Raw genomic sequence first — 23474 nt, forward strand, 5'->3', positions numbered from 1 at the left:
AATGCCGTCAGAATATCAGTATTCTCTGGGCGTTCCAAGCGTTTTTGTTGCTCAGACCAGTCGATACTCTGCGACCATGACTGGTCTGAGCAACTGCCGTCTGTATTCTCAAGCGGCTACCTGAGACCTTTACAATTAAAAAGTGATTTAACGACCTAGTTTATGGCCACTGTTGTCGTCGCGACGGGCAATCCGGGCAAGCTGACCGAACTCAAAGACTATCTGCAGACGCTGGACTGGACACTAGCGCTCAAGCCGCAGGATTTGGAAGTAGAAGAAACGGGTAAAACGTTTATCGAGAACGCCCGGATGAAAGCTTCGGAAGTGGCGATCGCAACTCAAAACTGGGCGATCGCCGATGACTCTGGCCTCTCAGTCATGGCGCTAGGCGGTGCACCGGGCGTATACTCAGCCCGCTACGGTCACAGCGACGCCGACCGCATTAATCGGGTGCTCAGAGAGCTAGGCGATGAGCCCGACCGCCGAGCAGAATTTGTCTGTGCCATTGCCCTCGCCCGCCCAGACGGCACCATCGCCCTTGAAACAGAGGGCCGCTGCCCCGGCGCAATTCTCACCGCCGGACAGGGTGTGGGTGGCTTTGGCTACGACCCCATTTTCTATGTGCGCTCTCAGGGTAAAACCTTTGCCGAAATGACCCCGACCGAAAAAGAAAAATACAGTCACCGGGGCATTGCCTTTGAGCAGCTCCTGCCCGCTCTCAAGCAGTTAGAGATGGACATCTAGAGATACGCCAGTCATGACATACCCGGCAGTCAGCTCTACTACAAAAGGCCACCTCATAAATGAAGTGACCTTGTGAGATGATCCCTATGACTAGCCCTGATCGTGCCAGTCGTCAGACCGCTTTCAGACCGCTTAAATAGACAGGCTAGACGGCGTTGTTTTTGTTTAACAGATCTTGAACCTGACCTAGAGCGGCTCTGAAGATATTAAACCCTGCCCAGCTCGCAGCGATTAGCACTGGCGATAACACAGCCACAACACGAAAATCCAAGTCCATTTTTAGCCCTCTCTGTAAAAGTCTGCTTAAAAGGTTGTAACAATCCTCTCATATAATCTACACCATTCCTCATAAAACAGGCCAAGCTCGAAATTTTTAAACACTGTATTCAAAATAACCGCTGCTCATATCCTTACCCCTCGTGACCCTAAGCTGATGACAGACACCCCCTCTAGACCTGTGGCAATCGTGACTGGAGCCTCTAGCGGCATTGGACTAGCGATCGCCCGACGCTTGGCGGCTGCCGGGTACGATTTGGCCATTTGTGCCCGCCGTCAGGATCGCCTCTCAGAAGCCGCTGAGACCTTGCGCCGTCAGGATATTGACGTGCTCGCTCAGACCGTAGACCTGCGGGATGAGGCTCAGATCTTGAGCTTTTTTGCCGCTGTAAAGGGCCGCTGGGGCCGCTTAGATGCGCTGATTAACAATGCTGGGCTCGGCTATAAAGAGCCGCTAATGACCGGCAGCACCGCCGCCTGGCGGGAAATACTCGATGTGAATGTGCTGGCTCTGTGCATTTGCACGCGCGAAGCGGTCACCCTGATGCAGCCTGCGGGCACGGGTCATATTTTGCATGTCAGTTCGATGTCGGGGCACCGGGTACCGGCGATCGCGGGCATTTATTCAGCCACTAAGTTTGCCGTGCGATCGCTTACAGAAACGCTGCGCCGAGAGCTACGCGCCGCCGATAGCCGCATTCGCATCTCGTCTATTAGCCCCGGCATTGTCGAAACCGAATTTGCGCAGAAATATCATCAGAGCGCTGAAAAAGCTCAAGCAACCTACAGCCAGTTTCCAGTGCTGCAGGCGGTTGATGTTGCTAATGCTGTGGCCTACGTGCTCAGTCAGCCCGACTATGTAGAAATCAACGACATCCTCATCCGCCCCACTCAGCAGACCAGCTAATCCTGCTCGTGCTCAACGCCTAGCCCACCACTTATGCCTAGCCCACCAGTTCTAGCTCATCTTCGTGCAGGTGCGCCTTAAACGGACGCTTGGCCCCTTCCACTTCAAATGCGGTCACAATTTTGTAGTTAGGGCTGATCGGTCTACCTTTCCAATCGGAAAGAATGGCGGCAACGGTACCTTCCATGCCTTCGACATTGTGAGGCTGGTTACGGTGTTTGGGATGATTAAACAGCGTCAGGGGAGATTTGATGCGAACGCGATCGCCAACTTTCATGAGAGATATCAACAGAAGCTACAGGTCAAAAGCGCTTGAGAACTTAGGGCATTGTCCAAATTTAAGAGGGCAGCGCCCTCTACAAGCCTGCTTTATCGGGTGAAATCTATTCTCTCACAGCAGCGGACGTTCTCCGGTTGAGCCCAGATGATGAGTTCAGCGAACGGCTATGTAGACCCTTCGCTCTCAGAGGCATCGGGCTCAGGCGCATCGGGTAGCGCTGGCTGATCTTCAGGCAGCGGTGGCTCTGACTTTAAGGGTTCAAAAGTACGCCACAGCAGCCAGCCAATCGCGCCAATCGCGCCCAGCACAGCCACCGCCAAAAGCGCTGTGATCAGCTTTCGACCCACTGAGCGCTTGCCTGCTGGCGGCGTCTCAACAGCGGCCATTTCTTCTGCGGTCAGAGGCGTATCGTCATCTTCAGTTTCGCCATAGAGCAGCGCCCTAGAAGCGGCGGTCATTTCTGCAAACGGCTGGGGCGGGACGCCCCCGGCGGGCCGTCCGCCCTCTAGCTGCGGCATGGCCTCCCTTCCCAGTCTGGTGCTGCTCTCGTCGCCGGTCGCCGCGCCGGGTTCAGCCATTTCTTTGGGCAGGTAAACATTTACCAGCACCACGGCCACGTTGTCATGGCCGTTTTTTTGGTTGGCCAGCTCTATCCAGGCATCTACGGCAGCTTCAAGCGGCACAATCTGCTGCACAATCAGCCCAATATAGTTGGCCCAAGATGCCTCTACCTGATGATTATCACTGAGGCCATCTGAGCACAGCAGTAAGACGCCATCAGAGTCAAACAAAAAGCGCTGAGTGTGTGGGCGCAGCTGGTCGAATTCGCGCAGGCCCAGGGCTTGGGTGAGCGCGCTGGCATCGGACCGCTGCAAAGCTTGGGCGTAAAAGCTGTGACCGGCGCTGACTTCTCGGCCCGCGATGTCATCATCGACGGTGAGTAGCTGGCAGTGTTTGGGCGTAATCCAGTAGGCCCGGCTATCGCCGATGTGAGTGAGGTAAAGCTCATTGACTTCTGCAGGGCCAGCGGGGGTGTCAATCCGCTGCGGCAAAATCAGCGCCATCACCAGTGTTGTTCCCATGCGCTGGCGGTCGGCGCGGCCTTGCTGATCGTTTTGCTGCGCGACTAGATTATTAGCCACTCGGATGGCCGCTTCAATCTGATCGATGACGACTCGCGGAGGAATGGCTTGCTCTTGTTCCATCGCTTCGGTGAGCAGACTGCGGAGCTGGAGCTGGAGCGATCGCACCACCATTTGACTGGCCACTTCACCACCCGCATGGCCGCCTACCCCATCGCAGACAATCGCCAGCCGAGGCAGCAGCGGTAGATCAGCAGCGCTCGTGCGCTTTAGCTCTATGCGGCTGGGGTAGCAGGCATCTTCGTTGCGAGGTTTTTTAGGTCCAGTGCTAGTTGCGCCCGCAATCTGAAACTCAATGGCCGCGCCTGCGGCTGCTTGCAGTAGCTGCTCATTGATCTGCGCTTTAATCGCTGTCAGGTCAGGCTCATCCGCCTGTAACATTTCGCAGACAGACACTAGCAGCTCGGCCACAGCGGGTTTGGCACCGGGTAGATAGTAGCGCTGCCACGTCAAGCCCAGCTCGCTCAAAGGCGGATCACCCGGGTTGACCGATAGCCCGATCAGGCGCACTCGCCACGCCTCAACCCGGATATTGCTTTTTTTCAGCAGGCTGGCGGCAGCTCCAAAACTTTTCAGGGGCTCCCATAGGCCAACCATTTGCCAGAGCCAATAGAGCTGACGAAAGGCGGAGGCTTCCGGCCAGACTTTGCCAATGACGGGCATTAGCTGGCCCTGGTGGTTAACCGGCACATTGCTAAGCAGCAGCACTGCTTCCCCTGATGCCTGGTGACAGATGCCATAGACACCCGGCAAATTGAGCTGGTAAGCATAGGCTTTGAGGTAGGGCAACGCAAAGTTAGGCACCGGATCGGGCGCTTTGGGCGGCTGCTCGGGCTGGGTGTCGAGCCAGATAGAGGGGCCTACCACCTGATAGCGACCGTCAACGCGATCGCCAATCGGAATTTTGTTGGTGCCATGACCCAAGGCCCAAACGTACTGTCTGAAGGGATATTTGCTCTCTTCGCCGTTCATAGAGGAGGACTGCCCGGGGGCGAGTGCCGTTAATTTAGGTCAATGGTAAGGGAAAAGGGATTGAGCGCAAATAAATTTGGTGCGATTGAGACAAGGTGGCCGCTATAGCGTTGGTCACTTTGTTGAGGTCCATCACACCGGCTGAAAGCCTTATGTTGCAACGAGCAAAGTGACTCGCGGTTCCCGAATGCACCCGGAAACCGCTATGTTTTCCTGCAAATCACCTTCGTTAGAGGCCTACTCGCCTCGCCGCTGCCAAAAATTAGTAGCCGATCATCTGATCGCCTCTCTCGGGAGTAAAGTTCCATTTCTGGTACGTCAACACTGATCAGTCTGCTGGATTAGGCTATGGATAGAATGACTTATAACGACCTCTGGGCGACAAGCCCACGCACCCCCCTATGAACGCCGCCTTGCTATGGGTAATCATTGGCGCAGTGCTCTGCGCAATGGAAATACTGCTGCCGACTGCCTTTATTGAGTCAGCCCTGGGAGTGAGCGCGTTTATAGTGGCGCTGCTAACGACGGTAGTACCCAGCCTAAACTACCAGATTGCGCTGTGGATGCTGCTTTCGGTTGTAATTTTTTGGGCGCTCAAGCGGTTTATTCCCAACCGCACCGCTCCCGCCCTGCGAGACGCGACCGAAGCGAGAACCACCACCGCCATTCCGCCAGGGCAGTCAGGCAGAGTCATCTACGAAGGCAACTCATGGCAGGCACGCTGTAGCGATGACCAGGTCTCCATCGATCCTGATCAGGAGGTCTTTGTCGTCGAGCGACAGGGCAACACGCTAATTGTGATTCCTTTGGCTACCCTGCGGTGAATCTGATCGCCCCTTGCCCACGTTACAGCAGACCACCACACGCTAGACCACCACACGCTAAAACACCACTTATACAGGAACTAATATCTCAATGAACCCCTTTGCACTGCTAATTATGTTGGCACTCGGCGGTGGCGTTGCCGCTAATTCCATTCGCATTATCAACCAGGGCGACGAAGCGCTGGTTGAAACCCTGGGGCGCTATAACGGCAAAAAGCTCAAGCCCGGCCTTAACTTCACCGTCCCCTTTGTAGATCGCATGGTTTACAAGCAAACCATCCGCGAAAAAGTGCTCGATGTGCCTCCTCAGCAGTGCATTACTCGTGATAATGTCTCCATCAGCGTCGATGCCGTTGTTTACTGGCGCATTGTCGATCTAGAAAAAGCCTATTACAAGGTAGAGAGTCTGCAGGCGGCGATGGTCAATCTGATACTTACCCAAATTCGCTCTGAAATGGGCCAGCTCGAACTCGACGAGACCTTCACGGCCCGCGCCGAAATCAATGAACTGCTGCTACGTGAGCTAGATATTTCTACCGATCCGTGGGGGGTAAAAGTCACCCGCGTCGAGCTACGCGACATTGCCCCTTCTAAAGCTGTGCAAGACTCAATGGAGCTGCAGATGACCGCCGAGCGGAAAAAGCGAGCCAGCGTCCTCACCTCTGAGGGTGAACGCGATTCGGCCATCAATTCAGCTCGGGGCCGGGCCGAATCTGCCGTGCTCGACGCCGAAGCGCGACAAAAATCCGTGATTTTAGACGCCGAAGCTGAGCAAAAAACCATCGTGCTGCGCGCTCAGGCCCACCGGCAAGAGCATGTTTTGCGCGCTCAAGCCACAGCAGAAGCGGTAGAGGTGCTAGCTCAAAAGATCAAGACTGACCCTAACGCTCGTGAAGCCTTGCAGTTCATATTGGCCCAAGAATATTTAGCGATGGGCCGTCAGATTGGCGAGAGCGAGAGTAGCAAAGTTATGTTCCTCGATCCGCGTAGCATTCCGGGTGCCCTGGAGAGTATGAAATCCATCGTAGGCGAGGAGGCCGACAACCAACGCCTGGGCTAGACCCACACATCGTTCGCTGCCGTGAATTCGCTATCGGTCTCGCCTGTATTCACCACGCCACGAGGCTCGATTAACATAGCTTGACACTCACTCTCCGCGTGAGGACGGTGCTCCACACCTTTCGTAATAACAACCATCTCACCTTTCGTAAGGGTAACGGTACGGTCGCGAAACTCAATTTTCATTTCGCCTGCTATCACCAAAAATACCTCGTCTGTATCAGCATGATCGTGCCAGACAAAATTCCCTTGAAGTTTCACCAGTTTGAACTGGTAGTCATTCATCTCGGCCACCACTTTCGGTGACCAGTGATCAGAAAACTTAGCAAACTTTTGTGCGAGATTAATTGCGTCAGCCATTCTTTGAGTTCTACCAAAAGCACCATCCATAGCTTACTTTTCAGCTTCGCGAAGTGGTGCCGAAGAACTGAGCGGCAGAGGTGCTTGGGTGATTGCACGGCAGATCTGTTAGCTACCTGAGAGTATGCAGCCGACTATCGCGAATCTGCACGATGGGGTAGCTGAGCTGGCGCACCATGACTTCGTCGTGGGTGGTGATGACGACCGAAATGCCGATGCTGTTTAGCTTGCGCAAAATATTGATCACTTGGCGGGCGTTGTCGCTGTCGAGGTTGCCGGTGGGTTCGTCGGCTAAGAGTAAGGGCGGGGTACCGACGACGGCGCGGGCAATGCTGGCCCTCTGCTGCTCGCCGCCCGAGAGCTGAGCGGGAAATCGGTCGGCTTTGTCTTGCAGGCCAACCATTTTTAGGGCAACGGGCAGACGGCGGTTGATTTCTTTGCGGCTGTAGCCCTGCGCGTGCAGCACAAAGGCCACATTCTCGGCGACGGTGCGGCGCGGGATTAGCTTGTAGTCTTGAAAGACGACACCGATGCGACGGCGCAGCATGGCTAAGCGATCGCCCCGTAGCTGAGTAATATCCTGACCATTGATACAGATGCTGCCTGCAGTCGGGTTTTCCTCGCCGTAGAGCATCTTGAGCAGCGTCGATTTGCCTGCACCTGACGGGCCGGTGACAAAGAGAAAGCTGCCCCGTTTTACGGTAAGAGTGATATCAAGTAAAGCCGGGGTGCCATTGGCGTAAGTTTTGCTGACGCGATTGAGCGCAATGATCGGTACGGCTGCGTTTGGCTGTGGCGATCGCCCTTCGGTGAGCGCAGTCTCAGCGGTGATCACAGCAGGCGCTGCTACCTGGAAAGCACCGACTGGACCGACGGCTGGAGACGGCTGAACTTTAGGCTTACGCGAGAGAATAGAAACCATAGCGGGAATGACTCGGGGAATAAAGTCCGAAGGGGGATCGCACTAAATTCAAGGTTCCCTAAATCAGCCACCGTTGATAGTTCGGCTAAGAATTGCTGATGCCTAACGCGACGGGTACCAGAGCGCAGACCAGGCAAACTGAGGGAGTGCCAGCATTCGCCGCCAGCGCCAGGGCTCTTGATAGAGCCGGTAAAGCCATTCCAAGTGAGCGCTGCGCATCCACTGCGGTGCCCGGGCTTTCATGCCTGACCAAATGTCATAGCTGCCGCCTACGCCGATCCACACCGCCTGAGGGCACAGATGCCGGTGCTCAGCAATCCAAAACTCTTGGCGGGGCACACCCAGACCCACAAAGATCAGATCTGGCTGTACCTGCTTTAAATCGGTGAGGAACTGATCTAAAGCAGGGCCTTTGGCGTAGCCGTGCTGAACGATGGCTAAATTGAGTTGGGGCGATCGCGCTCTCCAGCGCTCAGCCGCCGCTGTTACCACCTCCGGCTTGCCCCCATAAAAAGCTACTTTCTGATTAGGATCAAGACTCTCCAGTAAATCAGCCGCTAGCTCTATGCCCGGGTAGCGCCTGATCGACGGCACTGCCGCTGCGATCGCAGATCGCCCTTGCAGCCGAAAGTACAGCTCAATTCCCGAGCCATCAGGTGCGACTAAATCAGCCTTCTCAATGAACTGGCGTAGCTGCGGGTCTTGCTGAGCCTGCATACACATTTCAGCATTAAGCGTTACCACGTGCGTGCCCTGCCGCTGCTCCACCCGGCGGCGCAGCCAGCCCACATAGTCTTCAGACTGATGAACGGGCAGGCCCATCACCGACAGCGTTTTTAATTTTTCGGATTCCGCCACAGCCATTTGCTGGTCTTGCCTGCCTGATTGAGGAATGTAGTATAAAGCCGCCCTAATCATACCGTGAGGCTAGTCACACATCTGCCAGCCTGACTGCGATTTTACTGAAGTATTACCGCTGTGTTAATAGTCAGTTTCCTCTTCATATTCCATGACTTTTTTCTTCGGAATATTCAGCGGCTTAGCTTCGATCAGCTCTTCTTCTCTCACTGGCTCATCCCAAATATCGCCGACCACATCCACATCTTCTACAGGCAGATCAACTACGTCTTGACGAGGGGCTCTCTGGGGCGGTCTCTGCTCTCTTCTTTGCTCCATCCGCTGAGGAGGCGATTCCTCACGCCGCCGCTCTTCTACTGCGGGGCGGCTACGAGCGCTCTGCGGCTGGCCCTCATTGCGCATACCAGAAGGCAGTTGATTAGAAGAAGATACTCGCATCATCGCACCGTCGCTGAGGCCGCGTTCCCAAGGCGCATTCCCTAGCCCCAAGCGCTCTAGCAAACCAACGCTGAGCTGCACCAGTTTTTCTTCACTGCCTTCAAAGACGATGATGCGGTCAGGCCCGGTGCTGACAATTTCTTCTACCGGCAGCTCATAGGTGCTCACGACCTGATCGGGAATCTGCGGCAGCCCTAAAGAGGCCACTACCAAAGTCTCTAACTTGCCGGTAATCACATTAAACTTAAAGCCCCGCACCCGGCCCAGTACTTCGCCAGATTCGGTAATGACTTCGTTGTTAACAATGCTGCTAAACGGGGCCGTATTAACATCGCCATCAAGTGCGGTGTCGTCATCGACGAGCAGCACATCCCCCATTTGCCGAATGTCGCTGAGCAGCATGACTCGCTCATTGCTGGCGATCACCTTAGAAAGAATATTTTCTTGCAGGCCCAGAGCCACGACTTCTAGACGGTCTAAATCCACCCACATCTGACTGACCACCCCCAAGCGGCGACCATTGCTGCGGGTGATGACCTGGGTGCCTACAATGTCAGAGCGGAGTCGGCTTTGTTCAAAAGTCATGACTGTTCAAAAATTGCCTCGAAACGGCATCACGCAGCTTGAGGGACTATACCTTATTAACTGACTATTGTATCGAATTGCCTACGCTTTGCCCGCTGGGGAATGCCGAACTCCTCAGGCCGACCCTGCCCACTATCCTCTAGCTGCTCGCTTTTGCTAAGTTAATGCCCAGCACCTGGGTGTAAGCGCCTCTGGCCTGCGTGACGCCAATGGTGCGCTCTGCTGATTCGATCATCGGGCGGCGCAGACTGACGACGATGAACTGCGCTTGTTGGGCCTGCTGCTGAATCATTTTCGAGAGCCGCTCGACGTTGGCCCCATCTAAGAACATGTCAACTTCGTCAAAGGCGTAGAAGGGAGACGGACGATAGCGCTGCAAGGCAAAGATAAAGCTCAGGGCCGTTAGCGATTTTTCGCCCCCTGACATCGAGGCCAGGCGGCGAACGGGTTTGCCCTTGGGGTGAGCGACCAGGGTGAGGCCACCGTTAAAGGGAGCGTTCGCATCGTCAAGCTGCAAGTGGCCGTCGCCATCGGAGAGTTCGGCAAAGATCGTCTGAAAGTTTTCGTTGACTGCGTCAAACGCCTCGCGGAAGGCTTCTGTGCGCAGCGTGGTGAAGTTTTCAATCCGCAGCAGCAGCTCCGTGCGCTCTTCTTCTAAGGTGGTGAGCTTTTCGGTGAGTTCTTCCAGGCGCTCTAGGGTGCGCCCGTATTCTTCGAGGGCCAGCATGTTCACCGGCTCCAGGGCTTCTAAGCGGCGCTGCAAAGACTTGAGCGATTTGCCCAGCTCTTCTAGCGTCAGGTCTGGGGGAATTTCGGGCAGGGGATCAGGCAGTTCTAAAGACTGTCTTTGAATGGATGCTTGCAGGTCGTGCAGCTGCTGCTGACGCAGGCTCTGGGTTTCCTGTAGCTTTTGAAGCTGCCACTGCTGCTGCTGCTGCTGGTTTTGCTCGTCTTTATACTGGCGCTCGACGCTGTCTCGGGCGTTTTTCTCTTGCTTCAGCCGGTCGTCAAGGATGGTTAAAGCCTGCTGACTTTGGGCAATGGTTTCGGTGAGGCTTTGCTGCTGCTGATTGACGGCTGATTGCTGATTGATCTGCTGCTGCTGCTGCTGGCGCAAGGTTTGAATTTGCTCACCGCCGAGCTGAATTTTTTCCTGCAGTCGCTGCTGCTGCAAGGCCAGTTCTTGCTGCTGCCTTTCGGCGGCTTGTAGGCGCTGCTGCTGCTCAGTGAGCCGGGTTTCAAACGCCCGCACTTGCCCCTGGGCCTGCTGCCATTCGCTGTGAGTTTGAGAATTTTCGAGATCTGCTAGCGCCTGACGCCGCTGGGCTAGCACTTGCTCTTGCTCAGGTAGGGTCTGCTCAATTTCAGCCAGCCGCGCCTTCGCCTGAGCCTGCTCCCGGTCGGCCTGGTCGAGCTGTTCTTTGGCCTGAGCGAGCCTTTGGCTCAGCGCCTGACGCTGAGTGGTGGCCTGGCTGGCTTTAAGCTCTGCTTCCCGGTAGGTTTGCCGAATTTCGATCATGGCCTGAGATTTGGTTTTAGCAGCCAGGGTGAGCTGGGCCACTTTTTGTTCGCAGCGGCTGAGAATGCTGGCGATTTCGGTGAGGCGATCGCGCAACCCCCGAGCCTCTTCAGACTCTCCCGGTGCAACCGTGCCAAAGTGCATTCGCCCCCGGCTGCGCAAGCTGCCACCCGTCATCGCCCCGCTCGATTCTAGAATTTCGCCCTCTAGCGTTACCATTCGGTACTGGCCCAGGTTGCGCCGCGCCGCTGCCAGATTTTCAAAGACCACTGTGCTGCCAAAGACGAAGGCAAACACATCGGCATATTGGCGATCGCACTCAATCAGATTCACGGCGTAGTCAATAAATCCCTCGGGCCGATTCCACTTGTCAGCCGCTCTAAACTGCGGCACCCGAATTTTATTCAGCGGCAAAAAGGTCGCCCGTCCGGCCCGGTTTTGCTTCAGCAGGTCGATGCCTTTCGCGGCTACCCGGTCGTCTTCTACCACCATAAAGCCCAAGCGCCCGCCCGCCGCAATCTCTAGCGCCAGCTGAAACTTCGGATCGACCCGGCCTAGCTCCGCTACCAACCCGCACAGCCCGCCGAGCCCGCTTCGCTTCAGCGCTTCTGTTGCCTGCGTTCCTTGAGACTCCTTAATCGCCTGCTCTTGCGCCTCTAGCCGGTCTAGCTCTCGCTGTTTTTCCCGCTGCTCTTGCAGCAGTCGGTTCAAGGTCTGCGTCTGCGTCTGCATCTCCGACTCTACCGCTGCGATCGCCTGCGCCGCCGCCTGAATCGCTGCCTGCCCAGCCGCTTCATCTCCCTGGCTTCCCGGCTCCCCAGCGCCCAGCGCCCCCATCTCTGTCTCCAGCGCCGACAGTGCCCGCCGCTGCGCAATCCCCTGCGCCTCTAGCTGACTAATGCGCTCTTGCAGTCGCACCCGCTCAGTCCGCTGCGGCTCTAGCTCGCTCAGCAGCGTCTCTACCTGACGGCGCAGATTGGTCTGCTGCTGTACCCAGGCTTGCGATTGGGAGGCGATCGCCGTCGTCTCCTCACGCTTTGCTTCTAATTGAGCGATCGCCCGGTCGCGGTCAGCTCTAATGTCAGCCAGTTCCTTTTGCGTCAGCGTGGTCAGCCGCTGAGAGAGCACGCCGAGTTCGCCCTCCTGCGTTTGCATATTCGCCTGAATCTCGGCTAGCTGACTAGCCAGATCTCGCGTAGACGTGCTCAAGTTCTCGGCCTGACGAACCAGCTGCCGCAGCTCTGCCTCCTGTGTGGCAATCTTTGCCTGCAGCGCCAAATACTCTTCTTCGCCCAGTGCCTTCACCTGAGCATTTAGCGCTGTCAGCTCGGCAGCGGTTTTCTCCATCTGCTCGGTCAGTGCCGCTATCTTTTGCTCAGTCGCTTCGCCTTCCTGGTGACCCTGAGCAATCTGGCTCTGAAGCTGCTGAGCCTGCTGCTGCTGCTGCCGCCACTGCAAGACGCCTTCCCACTGCTGCTTTTCTTGCAGGGTGGCCTTGATCTGCTGATATTTTTCCGCCTTTTTGCGGTCTTGATCGAGGCGCTCTAGCTGGTCTGTCAGCTCGGTTTCGACGATGCGAAAGCGCTCTTCGCGGTCTTTGACCACGTCTAGCTTGACCTTGGCCTGATCGATTTTGCGATCAAATGAGGCGACCCCGGCTAGCTCGTCAATAATTTCTCGCCGCTCTCGGGCGTTCATTGAGATGATGCTGGTTACGTCGCCCTGCAGCACCACGTTGTAGCCTTCGGGATAGATGCGAAAGCGCTGTAGCTGGTCGTGTAGCTGGTTGAGCGTACAGGGCGCGCCGTTGATGTAGTAGTTAGAGGTGTAGGTGCCCTGAACAGTGACGCGCAGCCGCCGGGTGACCTGCCACTCTTGCGGTGGCGGACTGCCGTTGGCATGGCTACCGCTATTACTACTGCCATTACTGTTGACGCTACCGTTTGAGCTAGCGCCGTTGGCTGCGCTCCCATCCAGGCCATTGCTGACAGGGTCAGTGCCCGCACTGCCCAGCTCATCGCTCAGATCGTTTCCCAGATCGGGCTGTAGCTTGTTTAAATCTTCAGCAGTGGGCTCATCTTCACTAGCTTCACCAATTAGCCTGTCTGCGACATCGCTAATGTCAAAAGTTGCTGTTACAACGGTCTCTACAGTAGAGCGGCGTTTGGCCTGATTTTGGTTGACCAAGTCGGGCAGGCGCTCGGCCCGCATGCCGCGAGAGCTGGCTAACCCCAGGCAAAACAGCAGCGAATCTAGAATATTTGATTTGCCAGAACCATTTGGGCCAGAGATTACCGTAAACCCTGGCAGCAGTGGGACATCTGTCGCCCCACCAAACGATTTGAAATTTGAAAGTTCGACTCGTTTGACGTGCACTCAGGCGTCGCACTGTGCAGTGCGTACGTATGTACTCAATAAAATAGCATTGGTTAAGTCGTATTCTTAACAGAGAATGGTGCAAAGATCACGCTTTTCTCCAAAAAGTCTGAGCTTGTAAGGGCGACTGACTGGCAAAATATAGCGGCGCGCGGATGCATTCGTAAGTCGCGAGTTACTTGGCCCGTTGTCGGATAAGGGTTTCGCCTGTAATGCTGTATTTCAGCTAAGTAACCAAAGCTATAGAGCCGACTGAACCATCCCTAATTGCCCTTTTTGAGCTTATCGAGTGTCTTCTACGCCTGACCTACCTCAGCTTGCTTCTCAGTCGTCACCTGGCCCTGCTCTGATCGGCATTGACCCGGGCCGTGCTAAGTGCGGTCTGGCGGTGGTGGGGCTAGATCGGGCGCTGCTCTATCACCAGGTGGTGCCGGTCGATCAGGTCACTGAGACGATTCAGACCCTGCGCGAGAGCTACCCGATTTCTAATATTGTGATGGGCGACCAAACGGGATCTAAGCAGTGGCAGCAGCGGCTGGCAGAACTGCCCAATGCGCCGCGAATTATCTTAGTAGATGAGCGCTATAGCTCTTTGGAAGCGCGCGATCGCTACTGGCAAATGTACCCCCCCAAAGGGTTGGGCAAGCTGGTGCCGCAGAGCCTGCGCAGCATTTCCAGGCCAATTGACGATATCGTCGCAATCTTGCTGATAGAGCGCTATCTGAAGCGGCTCTCGGGTGAAGACTAGCGCCGCGAAGCTCAAATACTGCACAGGCTGAACCCTGCTAGAGCTGAGCGCGAATGGTAAACGAATAGTCGCCCCCGGGTTCTAGCTGATAGTCAGACTGCTCTAAAAATCGGCCTAGCGGCTCCTGAATTAAAGCTCTGCCCAGCGAAGGCTCTACCGTGAGCTGCCCCTTGCGAAACCGCCAGCGAAACTGCCACTGAAAATCATTCGCACTGACTTCGCCTTCAATCTTGCCGTTTTGCCAGGACTGATGGGTGATGCGGACATGGGCTGTGGTGGCGGGCAGGTGTTTGCTAGAACTCACGCGGGCGGGGCGCTCCTGGGAGGGTGGGCTGAGGGGGAAGGGGGAAGGGGAAACTTCTCTTTTAAACAAGATAGCGGGCGGTCTCTTCTGTAACTACCCCTATAAACCTGAAAGTTTTGTTAAGAAATATTTTTCGTAACGACTTGTTATAAATCAACATAACTGGCCGTTGTCTTTGTGCCCTCTATTCAAGGTATTGCTAAAGACGGTAGCCTATGAGGTATTCACCTCCTCGCCTTTAAAGAACATACCGTGCCCAAGGTTGGCATTATTTATAACGACATTAAGCCTATCGCTAATGAAGCGGCTCACAGTCTTTGTGATCGGCTTAAGGCAATGAACCATGAGGTTTGTCTGGCGACCGGTGTAGCCGGAATTTTGGGCTATTCGCAGGCGGGTAAGCCGGTGTGTCATACACCGATAGATAGCCTGGTGCCGCCTGGTTTTGACCAGGCGATGGATTTTGCAGTGGTGTTTGGGGGCGATGGTACGGTGCTGTCGGCTTTTCGTCAGGTTGCGCCCAAGGGCATTCCGCTGCTGGCGGTGAATACGGGGCATATGGGCTTTTTGACGGAGATCTATCTCAATCAGCTCAACCAGGCGGTTGATCAGGTGATTGCGGGTAAGTATGAGATAGAAGATCGGGTGATGGTGCGGGTGCAGCTCTATAGCCACGATCGCCTGGCCTGGGAAGCACTCTGTATGAATGAGATGGTGCTGCACCGGCAGCCGCTGACCAGCATGTGTCATTTTGAAGTGCGCGTGGGCAACCATGCGCCGGTCGATATTGCTGCCGATGGCATCATTATTTCGACGCCGACGGGCTCTACGGCCTATTCGCTCTCTGCCGGGGGGCCGGTGATTGCGCCGGGGGTGCCAGTGCTACAGCTGATCCCGATTTGCCCGCATTCGCTGGCTTCTCGGGGGCTGGTGTTTCCCGATTCGGACCCGGTGACGGTTACTTCTGCTAACCCCGAATCTTTGGTGATGGTGGTCGATGGCAATGCGGGCTGCTATGTAGTGCCTTCAGATCGGGTGAGGTTGGCGCGATCGCCCTACTCAGCCAAATTTATCCGCCTCAAATCGCCCGAATTTTTTAGAGTGCTGCGTGAAAAGCTCGGCTGGGGGTTACCCCATATTGCCAAGCCGACTTCGGTAGAGCTACCCTGAGCGGCATAAGCCAGAAGATAACTTAGAGAAACTGCCATGAGTAGTGTGCCGTCTGCCTCAGCCGCTGTCACCGGGGGTCTGCCCCAAGTGCTGATTGTAGAAAGTGATGAGAGCCTAGCCAGCGAAATTGGCGTCGATCTGCACGAAGCGGGCTACGCGCCACTCAAAGCCTACAGCCTGGCAGCGGGGATGACGGCTGTCCGCACGGCTCTGCCTGCCCTGGTCGTGGTCGCTCGCCGCCTGGCGGAAGACTCGGGTTTGGCGCTATGCCGCCAGCTCCGCGCCGAGCAAAACCGCGTACCCATCTTACTGATGATGGCTCACGATGCTATAGACGACCGGGTTGCCTGCTTAGAATCGGGCGCAGACGACTATTTTTTGGCTCCCTATCGCAGCGACGAATTTATCAAGCTGGTCAATGCCTACTTGCAGCCCAGCGCCACCAGCGGCGAGCAGCTCCGCTTTGCCGATCTCGTACTCGACCTGGCCCATCGCCACGTGCTCCGCAATGATCGGGTGGTTGAGCTGACGATGAAAGAATTTGAGCTACTAAAGTATCTAATGGAGCATCCGCGCGAAGTCCTGACCCGCAAACAAATCTTAGAAAGCGTATGGGGCTACGACTTCATCGGTGAATCGAACGTAATTGAAGTGTACATTCGCTATCTACGCCTCAAAATCGACGGCGAAAACGAAAAGCGCCTGATCCAAACCGTCCGCAGCGTCGGCTACGTCATGCGAGAAAGCTAACCCCGCCTCCTGCTTACTGCTTAACTGTCTCCTCCCACCCCACACCATGCCCATCTCCCCCTGGTCCCGCTACGCCGCCCTCCCATTCCTCCTCAGCGCTCTCATCACCAGCTGCTCTGTGCCCGATGGCCCCAACTCTGAGGCCGCGAGCCCGATGCCAGCGCCCGAAGCGAGAGCCGCCGACCCAATTACCTTAAATGGGCCGGGTCAACTGCTACCTGTGACCGCCACTGCTGAAATCAAGGGTGAAATGTTTGATTTGGAAGTAGCGGAAACGCAGCCGCAGCAGGCTTTGGGCCTGATGTTTCGCTCTGCTCTGCCCGATGATCGGGGGATGCTGTTTCCGTTTGATCCGCCCCGGCGCACCAGCTTTTGGATGAAGGATGTGCCAGTGCCTTTGGATATGGTGTTTATTCGGGGGGGTGAGGTAGTGGCGATCGCTCCCGAGGCCCCCCCATGCCCTGCTTTGCCCTGTCCTTCTTATGGCCCCAACGACCAAATTATTGACCAGGTGTTGGAATTACGCAGTGGTCGGGCGGCTGAAATCGGCTTGCAGGTGGGCGATACCGTAATGATTCGGAGTTTGCCTGCGGGGGAGTAGGCGGACAATGCTTAAGCAAATCGATAAAAAAGATCGCAGATTTGCATATCTACCGTAGAATTACGGAATTAAATAAACCCTGCTGCTTCTTTAGCTCCAGAAGATGAAAATTGGGTTCACTAAATCTCAAATTTGGCGAGTTTGTTTAAGCCTGAGTTAAACAATCTGCGATAAGCCTGACTTGATGTAGGTGATCTGCTAATTTGGCTTTGCGCCGTTGAGTCTTCTGGTTTTTCTGAGCATGTCATCTCTATAGATATATATAGCTGTGTGTTCAGGGCGGTATCCATTAAAAAGGTTTGGCTTTAAAGTCACAAAAGCGTTACTGTGTGCTCGCGAGAATTTATAACTGAGTTTTCAGATTCTCTACTGGCACGGTTTTGCTCTAGATAAAGAGGCCAACTTTTTAGAAACTCTGGCTTTAGACGGAGTTCTGTTTTGTAGCTATACGCAAAATTATTAGTATAAATCGCTGCAGCAAGACTCTTCCTTTTACCCATCTACAACCCAACTCCATCTACCTTTAATAAGACAATGATTTCGAGCGATTACACCAAACTCATTCGTTTTTTGCAAGACGAACTGGCGATTCCTCCCACGTCTATTAAGCTGGCGCTGCAGCAGTGCAGAGAAGACCTTGGCCCTCTGCCGATGGTGCTCTGGCAGCAGGGCGTGTTGACGGTGCAGCAGCTTGAAAGAATTTTTGACTGGATGGAAGTAGCTTAGTGGGCAGTGCGGCCTCGCTTCAAGCGGCTGCGCTGCTCTACTGACATATCAATTTTGTAAAAAATAGCGGGATTTACAGCAGTTTGCTGTGATGGATGCAATATTCGTAGAGTTGCTCTGCCGTTGCAATCTATGACGACTGATAGCCCGCCGCCTAGCCCTGAGTCGCGTTTCGTCACTAAAGTTGCCAATGCCATTATCCAGTGGACGCCAGTGGGTGGGAGTGGCTGGCTGCTGATTCATTTTTTGCTGCGGCAAGACTGGCTGTTTTCGCTGCTGATGTTTCCAGTGATGCTGGTGACGGCAGTGTGGGCGAAATATACCGAAAACTTTATTGAAACTTTTAGCCAAAGTGCGGGAGAGCGAGGCAAAAGTGATGCCAGGTCTCTTTCGCGGTGGCTAGGGCAGATGAGTCAATCGCTGCAGTGGCGCTTTGCCAATGCAGATGATCAGTATCGACGGGCACAGGCGGACGCTTGCCGGGACTATCGAATTGAGGGCGTAGGCGAGGCCCGGTGGAATGCTGTGCCGATGATGGAAGAGGTGTACGTGCCTTTGGGTCTGAGAAGCAGCTTTGCAAGAGGGGGCTTTGTCGGGGCGATGCGCTCGGGTGAAATGGGCGCTGAAGGATTGAAGGCTGAAGGATTGAAGGCTGAAGAAGAGAAGCCTCAATATATTTGGGATTTGCTGCGGCAGTCAAAGCAGCGGCCTGGTTACCGGCGGATTGCGGTGATTGCGCGGGGTGGATTTGGCAAGACGACACTGCTGCGCCACATTACCTATCGCTATGGGCTTAATCCTCATCGCATTTGCCGTGACAAGCAGGTGCCAAAGCTGATTCCGGTGCTGCTGTATTTGCGAGTTTGGCGAGATGTGATTGCGCGGGCAGATGCACCAGACTTGCCGACGCTGATTGCCGATTATCATGTGCCTCAGCTACCGGGGAAGTTGCCGGGTTTAGATGCTGACTGGGCGATAAGTTTGCTCAGTAGCGGTAAGGCGCTGGTGATGATCGATGGTTTTGATGAAGTGGCAGCAGATCAGTGCGAAATAGTGAGCCGTTGGATCGATGCGGCCATTCGGGAATATGGAAGAACGGCCACCTTTATTTTGACTTCGCGCCCGGCGGGGTATGAGCGCTACACCGGGGAAGCGTCTTGGACGCCAGTGGAGGTAAAAGAGTTTGATGCGGAGCAGCGCAACGACTTTTTGCAGCGGTGGTATTACTGCCAGGCGCGTCATGCTCGCGGTGGGCGTGAGACAGCAGATGTGAAAGATACGGCTGTGAAAGCGGCGAATAATTTGATTGAACAGATAGAGCGGCGGAAAGAACTAGCGAAAATGGCGGACAATCCGCTGCTGCTTTGCATGATTGCGACCTACCATCGGTTTCACCCGACGCGCAGGTTACCCATCGCACGGCCCCGGCTATATCAGGGCTTTTGCCAGATGCTGCTAGAAGATCGGCCTGCCTCTAAAGGAATTGAGATGGTGCTGTCGGCTGAAAAGAGTCAGGCGGTGCTGCAAGGGGTAGCACTGGAGATGGTGCAACAAGATCAGATTGCGCTACCGATGGCTGAGATGGCGCAGTTGGTAGAGCGAGAGTTGGGTAACTGCGCAGCAACGATGAATCGCTCAGCAAACACCGACAAGTTTATTGAACAAATTGAAGAAGTGAGCGAGCTGTTTGTGCGCAAACAGTCTTCAGATGAGTATGAGTTTGCTCATCGCAGTTTTCAGGAGTATCTGGCAGCGGTAGAGATCAAGCGAAGACAGGAAGATAGTTTGTTGCTAGGGCTGAGTAAAGAGTGGCGTGATACGGCAGTGCTGTATGCGGCGCTGGCAGAGCCGACGAATTTGATAGAGCAGCTATGCGAGCGGGGAGACCGCGAAGCGTTGGATTTGGCTTATGATTGCTGGCTGGAGAAGCAGAACCTAGTGCCGACAGCAACCCGCGAAAGGTTACAAGAAAAATGCTATGCGCAGCTAGAGCAATATATGGTTGCGGGCGACTGGAGAGCAGCCGATCAGTACAACTATCGGCTGATGATTCAGGTGCTAGGGAAGCGGTACGGAGATTACTTCTCAGCGGCGGAACTGATGACCTTTCCCTGCGCCGATTTGCTGCGGATAGACGGGCTATGGACAAGACACAGCAACGGGCGATTTGGCTTCAGCGTTCAAAAAGACATTTATGTTAGATGTGGCGGCGTGCTGGATGGCAAATACTACGAGAAGCCTTTTGTAAAATTTATTCAGGCTGTAGGCTGGTGCAAAGCAGACGCAAAGCAGTACGATAGCCTTAACGAGCTGATCGGAGATAGTGCGTTGCGAGACTACGATCAATTTATTTTTTCGTCAGAGAAAGGTGTTGAGGGGACATTTCCCTATTTTGTCGGTGGGGTGGTTGGGGTTGGTTTTTATTGGGGTGTTGGGGGAGTGGGGGATCTCTTTTCTCGCATCCAGACTTGTGAACTGTAGCACAAGGTAGCTTCAGCCCATTTTTAAATTTCGTAAACGCTAGCTATTCATACCAATCCTGGTCGTTTCATCAATTCAGTACCTGGCACCGTGCGATCTCTGGGTTGAGCGCATTTGCCTGTAAAAAACGGTCAGTTACAGCCTGAATTTCTTCTAGCGGAATGTCCCAGTTTTCCCACAGAGACTTTTGACCAGGGCTTTGCTTCTTTTTTGGCCTGCGGCTAAGCTTTATGCCCGCTAGTAGCTGAGTGCCCCAGTGATTTTTGCGCTCTGGCTTGGGTTTGGGTTTATATCGCTTGCAAAAGCGCCGGTAAGCTTCAGCGCATAGTTCCAACGTAGCCCCCAACGCCAAAAAGGCCGGGTGCCACTGCGTAATGCCATCCTGCGTGAGTCGGTCGTAAGTGCCGTAGTTGCTAAAGTCGTAAAAAAAGCCCTGCTGCATATTTGCCGCCTTTGGGTTGGCATGAATGTAGCGAATGGTATTGAGCGCTCTGCGATAGTCGCTCATCGGGAAGCCGCTGCTGTGATAGCGCTTCTCCCAAAAGTGACCTGTGCGGTTGAGCAGCCGATTGAAGCACATGGCGCTATACCAATTCAGCCAGTGCATGATTTTAGGCAAGTCTGCTGGCTGCTGCGGCCCGATCAGATAGTGAATATGGTTGCTCATAATGCACAGCGCATAGAGCCTGAATTCATATTTCGCCTGACATTTTTGAATGGCATAGAGCAACACCTCACGACACTCAAACCGGGTCAGGCGAAACTCCCGGTTGTTGCAGCGCACCGTGACGTGATAGCAAAAGTCAGGCTGTAGTTGACGCGGTAATCGGGCCATTGCCATATCATTCCTCAGTAACTGCCAAGATTAACTGCCAAAATTTCCTGTCAAAAATAGTTGCGCCGTAAAAATAAGACTGCTACGCTAAAACGCATAGCTGTTGCCTGGTAGAAGAAAGGCTCTTGGCAATAGCTTGACCAACCGCTCGAAAATTTAGTCGCTGCCGATGATTGCTTGAGACCCAATCACCGACAGCTAGCCCACTGAACTGACGAAACCAGTCCAGGTGGCTACGGCCATGATGCCATAGCCGCCCTGACTTTTGACAAGTTTGGGCGGCTAAATTTTCGTGCTTTTCTTCCTAAAACAAATAGAAGAGAACATGAAAACAATGGCCTATTTCGCTAGCGATCTGCTCGGCCCCCGTCAGAGCAGCCTACAGACCGATCCCTTTTTACTCCGCACCGATCCGCGCCCCGACGCGCCGCCAAGAGAAGACCTGCGCCACATTTTGCTAGGCAGCCCAGCGGTCATTCAGCAAACGATTCACCTGCTGCATCGGCTAAATTACGCTGAGCCAGGGCTATGGAGCCCGACAATAGCAGTGGAGGGGCAGCTGGTGATTACGCCAGCGCAGGGAGAGGCGATGAGTTTGTTGCGGCGGTTTGTGTAGGAGGTAGGAGAAGGAGACAGGGCTTTGACTACGCTCAGCCCTCGGTTGTTGCCTAATGCTTTTCTAAGGCATCCTTACCGCATCTGCGCTGACCCAGCCGCGCGCGCCTGATGCAAACTGCACCTGTGCCCACATGCGGCCATCGTCGCCTTTGGCGGTGTTGAGCACGGTGACGCGATCGCCCACCAATCCATAATGCGGCGAGTTAGAAGAAGAAGACGGCGCTGAGTGTACGTCTACCTGGTCGCCGGGTGAGCCGCCCTCTAGCTGAGGAGTCTGCGTGGGGGTTGGTGTGGGTTCGGGTGGCTGCGTCGGCGCGGGAGCGGGGGCAGGTTGTTGCGTGGGTGCTGCTGGTTCGGGTGCAGGCTCAGGTGCGGGCGGGGCGGCGCTGCCCGAAGACGCATAGGCCGAAGAGACCCAGCCTTCGGCACCCGAGTCGTAGCGCACGTAATACCAGGTCGCGCCATCGTCGCCCTGAGACTGTCGCAAAATGGTGGCGCGATCGCCGCTCACCCCCGACCCAGAAGACGAAGCGGCAAATGAAGGACTGTCGTACAGCGCAATCTGGTTGCTAGACGAACTGCTCAGCGTGATTTGTTCACCGCTCCGCGCGTCTGATGTTGCAGACGAATTCTCTTCAGGAATCTCCTCGCTATCTGTTGCGTCATCTGATGAGTTTTCTTCTTCGCGCTCCTGACTATCTGCCGCTTCCTCTTGATCTTCTCTATCTGACGGTCTCGCAGGTCGGTCGGCTGACTGTATGCGAGCCGAGTCAGTCGTCTCTTCTCCTGTCCGAGTCAAGAAAAATCCGCCCGCGATCGCACCCAAACTCACAACCGCAACGAGTAGCCCTAACAGAATCGGTGAAAGCCCTTTGCGGCCTGACTGACTTTGAGAGTTGTTATCTGCTTCGCCAACCTGCGTCGGCTCCATTGCCTGTTGATAGGTTGAAGGGTCTCTATTAGTAGGGCCTCTATTCGTAGGGCCTGTTTGAGTAGGGGTTGTCTGAGAGTAGGGTGACTGGGCAGGGGCCGCTTGAGCTGGGGAGACCACCACTGTTTTTAGCGTGCTGGCCTGGTCTCTAGCAGGCGGCTTGGCCGGGGCGCTGATCGGATTAACCGGAATGATCGGCAGTTGGCTAGGCGGGGCAACGGCTCCCGGTAGCGCAGAGAGGGCGGCTAACATTTGGCTGGCGCTGCTGTAGCGATCGCGTGGGTGCGATCGCACCGCCCGATCAATCACATCTACTAGCCCCGAACTCACATGCCCGGCCACTGGTCGCCAGATCAGCTCTCCCGTCTGCGGATCAGAGTCTAAAGACTGCGGTAGCTGGCGCGTCAGCAAGAAAATCGCCGTCAGCCCCAAACTGTACAAATCGCTAGAGGGAATCGGTCGCCCCGCCGCCTGCTCAGACGGCATGAAGCCCGGTGTGCCAATCACAATTGAGCTGCGCGGGCTGTTGTAGCTGCTCACAACGGTGCCCATCGTCTCGCGCACCGCCCCAAAGTCGATCAGCACTGGCTGCTGCGTATCGGCCCTGAGCATAATATTGTCTGGTTTCAGATCGCGGTGAATAATCCCTTGAGTGTGGATAAAATCGAGCACGGGCAGCAGCGCCACCAAAATTGACCTCACCGCCGCTTCTGAGAGCGCCCCTTGCTGGGCGACTAACGCCTCTAGCGTCGTCCCTTCGATCCACTCCTGCACCAGGTAAAAGCGCTGATTTTCGCTGAAGTAGGCATACAGCCGGGGGATTTGCTTATGATCTTCGCCCAGCCGTTCTAAAATAGCGGCCTCACGCTGAAACCGGGCCTGCACCACCTGATAAATTTCTGGTTTGGTGGTCAATGGCTTGAGCTGCTTGATGACGCATCGCCGCCGCGAGGGCATCTGCACATCGTCAGCCAGGTAAGCATGGCCAAATCCGCCTTCTCCCAACGTGCGGACTACCTGGTATCGGTTGTTGATGAGCATCAGTAGC

The 23474-nt window shown here is 55.0% G+C and carries 22 protein-coding genes; 11 read left to right on the forward strand and 11 right to left on the reverse strand.

The genetic code is table 11. The features are described from left to right. The first annotated feature begins 162 nt into the window (after positions 1–162). A complete protein-coding gene (gene rdgB / locus CKL79_RS13400; RefSeq protein WP_121970084.1) occupies positions 163–744 on the forward strand; it encodes an RdgB/HAM1 family non-canonical purine NTP pyrophosphatase in 582 nt (193 codons plus the stop codon). Between the two features lie 145 nt (positions 745–889). Here the strand turns inward: rdgB and CKL79_RS13405 are convergent, their stop codons facing one another. After that, the gene (locus CKL79_RS13405) at positions 890–1021 is read right to left on the reverse strand and encodes a photosystem II protein Y (RefSeq protein ID WP_121970085.1); all 132 of its coding nucleotides are present in this window, start codon (positions 1019–1021) and stop codon (positions 890–892) included. A 180-nt stretch (positions 1022–1201) separates the two neighbouring features. Here CKL79_RS13405 and CKL79_RS13410 point away from each other — a divergent pair, with 180 nt between their 5' ends. Next, complete coding sequence (locus CKL79_RS13410; protein WP_240518852.1) at positions 1202–1927, forward strand: SDR family NAD(P)-dependent oxidoreductase; 726 nt, start codon at positions 1202–1204, stop codon at positions 1925–1927. Positions 1928–1964: 37 nt separating this feature from the next. Here CKL79_RS13410 and CKL79_RS13415 read toward each other — a convergent pair whose 3' ends face one another. Beyond that, entirely contained in the window at positions 1965–2204 is a 240-nt protein-coding gene (locus tag CKL79_RS13415; protein ID WP_121970087.1) for a ferredoxin-thioredoxin reductase variable chain, read from the reverse strand. Positions 2205–2371: 167 nt separating this feature from the next. Next, entirely contained in the window at positions 2372–4321 is a 1950-nt protein-coding gene (locus tag CKL79_RS13420; RefSeq protein WP_121970088.1) for a protein phosphatase 2C domain-containing protein, read from the reverse strand. 401 nt (positions 4322–4722) lie between these two features. Between CKL79_RS13420 and CKL79_RS13425 the strand changes: the two genes are divergently transcribed. Together CKL79_RS13425 and CKL79_RS13430 are read left to right on the forward strand one after the other, a co-directional pair. Next, positions 4723–5145, forward strand: coding sequence for an NfeD family protein (locus CKL79_RS13425; protein ID WP_121970089.1), 423 nt, complete (start codon positions 4723–4725; stop codon positions 5143–5145). A gap of 91 nt (positions 5146–5236) precedes the next feature. Continuing rightward, entirely contained in the window at positions 5237–6205 is a 969-nt protein-coding gene (locus tag CKL79_RS13430) for an SPFH domain-containing protein (RefSeq protein WP_121970090.1), read from the forward strand. On the opposite strand, the gene CKL79_RS13435 is transcribed toward CKL79_RS13430, so the two are convergent. The 5 genes from CKL79_RS13435 to smc all read right to left on the reverse strand — a co-directional run bounded on the left by CKL79_RS13435 (position 6202) and on the right by smc (position 13262). Next, the gene (locus tag CKL79_RS13435) at positions 6202–6594 is read right to left on the reverse strand and encodes a cupin domain-containing protein (protein WP_240518853.1); all 393 of its coding nucleotides are present in this window, start codon (positions 6592–6594) and stop codon (positions 6202–6204) included. The two genes, CKL79_RS13430 and CKL79_RS13435, sit on opposite strands and share 4 nt — an antisense overlap. Positions 6595–6676: 82 nt before the next feature. After that, a complete protein-coding gene (gene ftsE, locus CKL79_RS13440; protein WP_121970091.1) occupies positions 6677–7486 on the reverse strand; it encodes a cell division ATP-binding protein FtsE in 810 nt (269 codons plus the stop codon). A gap of 102 nt (positions 7487–7588) precedes the next feature. After that, complete coding sequence (locus CKL79_RS13445) at positions 7589–8350, reverse strand: WecB/TagA/CpsF family glycosyltransferase (protein ID WP_121970123.1); 762 nt, start codon at positions 8348–8350, stop codon at positions 7589–7591. A 117-nt stretch (positions 8351–8467) separates the two neighbouring features. Next, the gene (locus CKL79_RS13450; protein ID WP_121970092.1) at positions 8468–9367 is read right to left on the reverse strand and encodes a PRC-barrel domain-containing protein; all 900 of its coding nucleotides are present in this window, start codon (positions 9365–9367) and stop codon (positions 8468–8470) included. Positions 9368–9506: 139 nt separating this feature from the next. Then, on the reverse strand, positions 9507–13262 hold the full coding sequence (gene smc, locus CKL79_RS13455) for a chromosome segregation protein SMC (protein ID WP_121970093.1): 3756 nt from the start codon (positions 13260–13262) through the stop codon (positions 9507–9509). 289 nt (positions 13263–13551) lie between these two features. Here smc and CKL79_RS13460 point away from each other — a divergent pair, with 289 nt between their 5' ends. Further along, positions 13552–14010 carry a resolvase gene (locus CKL79_RS13460; RefSeq protein ID WP_121970094.1) on the forward strand — a complete coding sequence of 153 codons (459 nt, stop codon included), beginning with the start codon at positions 13552–13554 and terminating at the stop codon, positions 14008–14010. A gap of 37 nt (positions 14011–14047) precedes the next feature. Here the strand turns inward: CKL79_RS13460 and CKL79_RS13465 are convergent, their stop codons facing one another. Next, the gene (locus CKL79_RS13465) at positions 14048–14314 is read right to left on the reverse strand and encodes a DUF3146 family protein (RefSeq protein WP_121970095.1); all 267 of its coding nucleotides are present in this window, start codon (positions 14312–14314) and stop codon (positions 14048–14050) included. 252 nt (positions 14315–14566) lie between these two features. On the opposite strand from CKL79_RS13465, the gene CKL79_RS13470 reads away from it, so the two are divergent. From CKL79_RS13470 to CKL79_RS13490, 5 genes are all read left to right on the forward strand, one after another. Then, complete coding sequence (locus CKL79_RS13470; protein WP_121970096.1) at positions 14567–15484, forward strand: NAD(+) kinase; 918 nt, start codon at positions 14567–14569, stop codon at positions 15482–15484. A 36-nt stretch (positions 15485–15520) separates the two neighbouring features. Then, positions 15521–16234: a response regulator transcription factor NblR gene (gene nblR / locus CKL79_RS13475; RefSeq protein ID WP_121970097.1), complete on the forward strand. Its 714-nt coding sequence runs from the start codon at positions 15521–15523 to the stop codon at positions 16232–16234. Between the two features lie 46 nt (positions 16235–16280). Continuing rightward, positions 16281–16835 carry a DUF192 domain-containing protein gene (locus CKL79_RS13480; RefSeq protein WP_121970098.1) on the forward strand — a complete coding sequence of 185 codons (555 nt, stop codon included), beginning with the start codon at positions 16281–16283 and terminating at the stop codon, positions 16833–16835. A 534-nt stretch (positions 16836–17369) separates the two neighbouring features. Continuing rightward, the gene (locus CKL79_RS13485; RefSeq protein WP_121970099.1) at positions 17370–17561 is read left to right on the forward strand and encodes a DUF2949 domain-containing protein; all 192 of its coding nucleotides are present in this window, start codon (positions 17370–17372) and stop codon (positions 17559–17561) included. A gap of 132 nt (positions 17562–17693) precedes the next feature. Continuing rightward, entirely contained in the window at positions 17694–20042 is a 2349-nt protein-coding gene (locus CKL79_RS13490) for a GUN4 domain-containing protein (protein ID WP_121970100.1), read from the forward strand. 70 nt (positions 20043–20112) lie between these two features. Here the strand turns inward: CKL79_RS13490 and CKL79_RS13495 are convergent, their stop codons facing one another. Continuing rightward, positions 20113–20877 (reverse strand): transposase, encoded by a 765-nt coding sequence (locus CKL79_RS13495; protein ID WP_121970124.1) that lies wholly within the window; start codon positions 20875–20877, stop codon positions 20113–20115. A gap of 334 nt (positions 20878–21211) precedes the next feature. Here CKL79_RS13495 and CKL79_RS13500 point away from each other — a divergent pair, with 334 nt between their 5' ends. Then, complete coding sequence (locus CKL79_RS13500) at positions 21212–21493, forward strand: hypothetical protein (protein ID WP_205879088.1); 282 nt, start codon at positions 21212–21214, stop codon at positions 21491–21493. A gap of 63 nt (positions 21494–21556) precedes the next feature. Here the strand turns inward: CKL79_RS13500 and CKL79_RS13505 are convergent, their stop codons facing one another. Further along, complete coding sequence (locus CKL79_RS13505) at positions 21557–23467, reverse strand: protein kinase (RefSeq protein ID WP_121970101.1); 1911 nt, start codon at positions 23465–23467, stop codon at positions 21557–21559. Between the last annotated feature and the right edge of the window lie 7 nt (positions 23468–23474).

Source organism: Leptolyngbya sp. BC1307 (assembly GCF_002286735.1).
Classification (GTDB): Bacteria; Cyanobacteriota; Cyanobacteriia; order Phormidesmidales; family Phormidesmidaceae; genus Phormidesmis.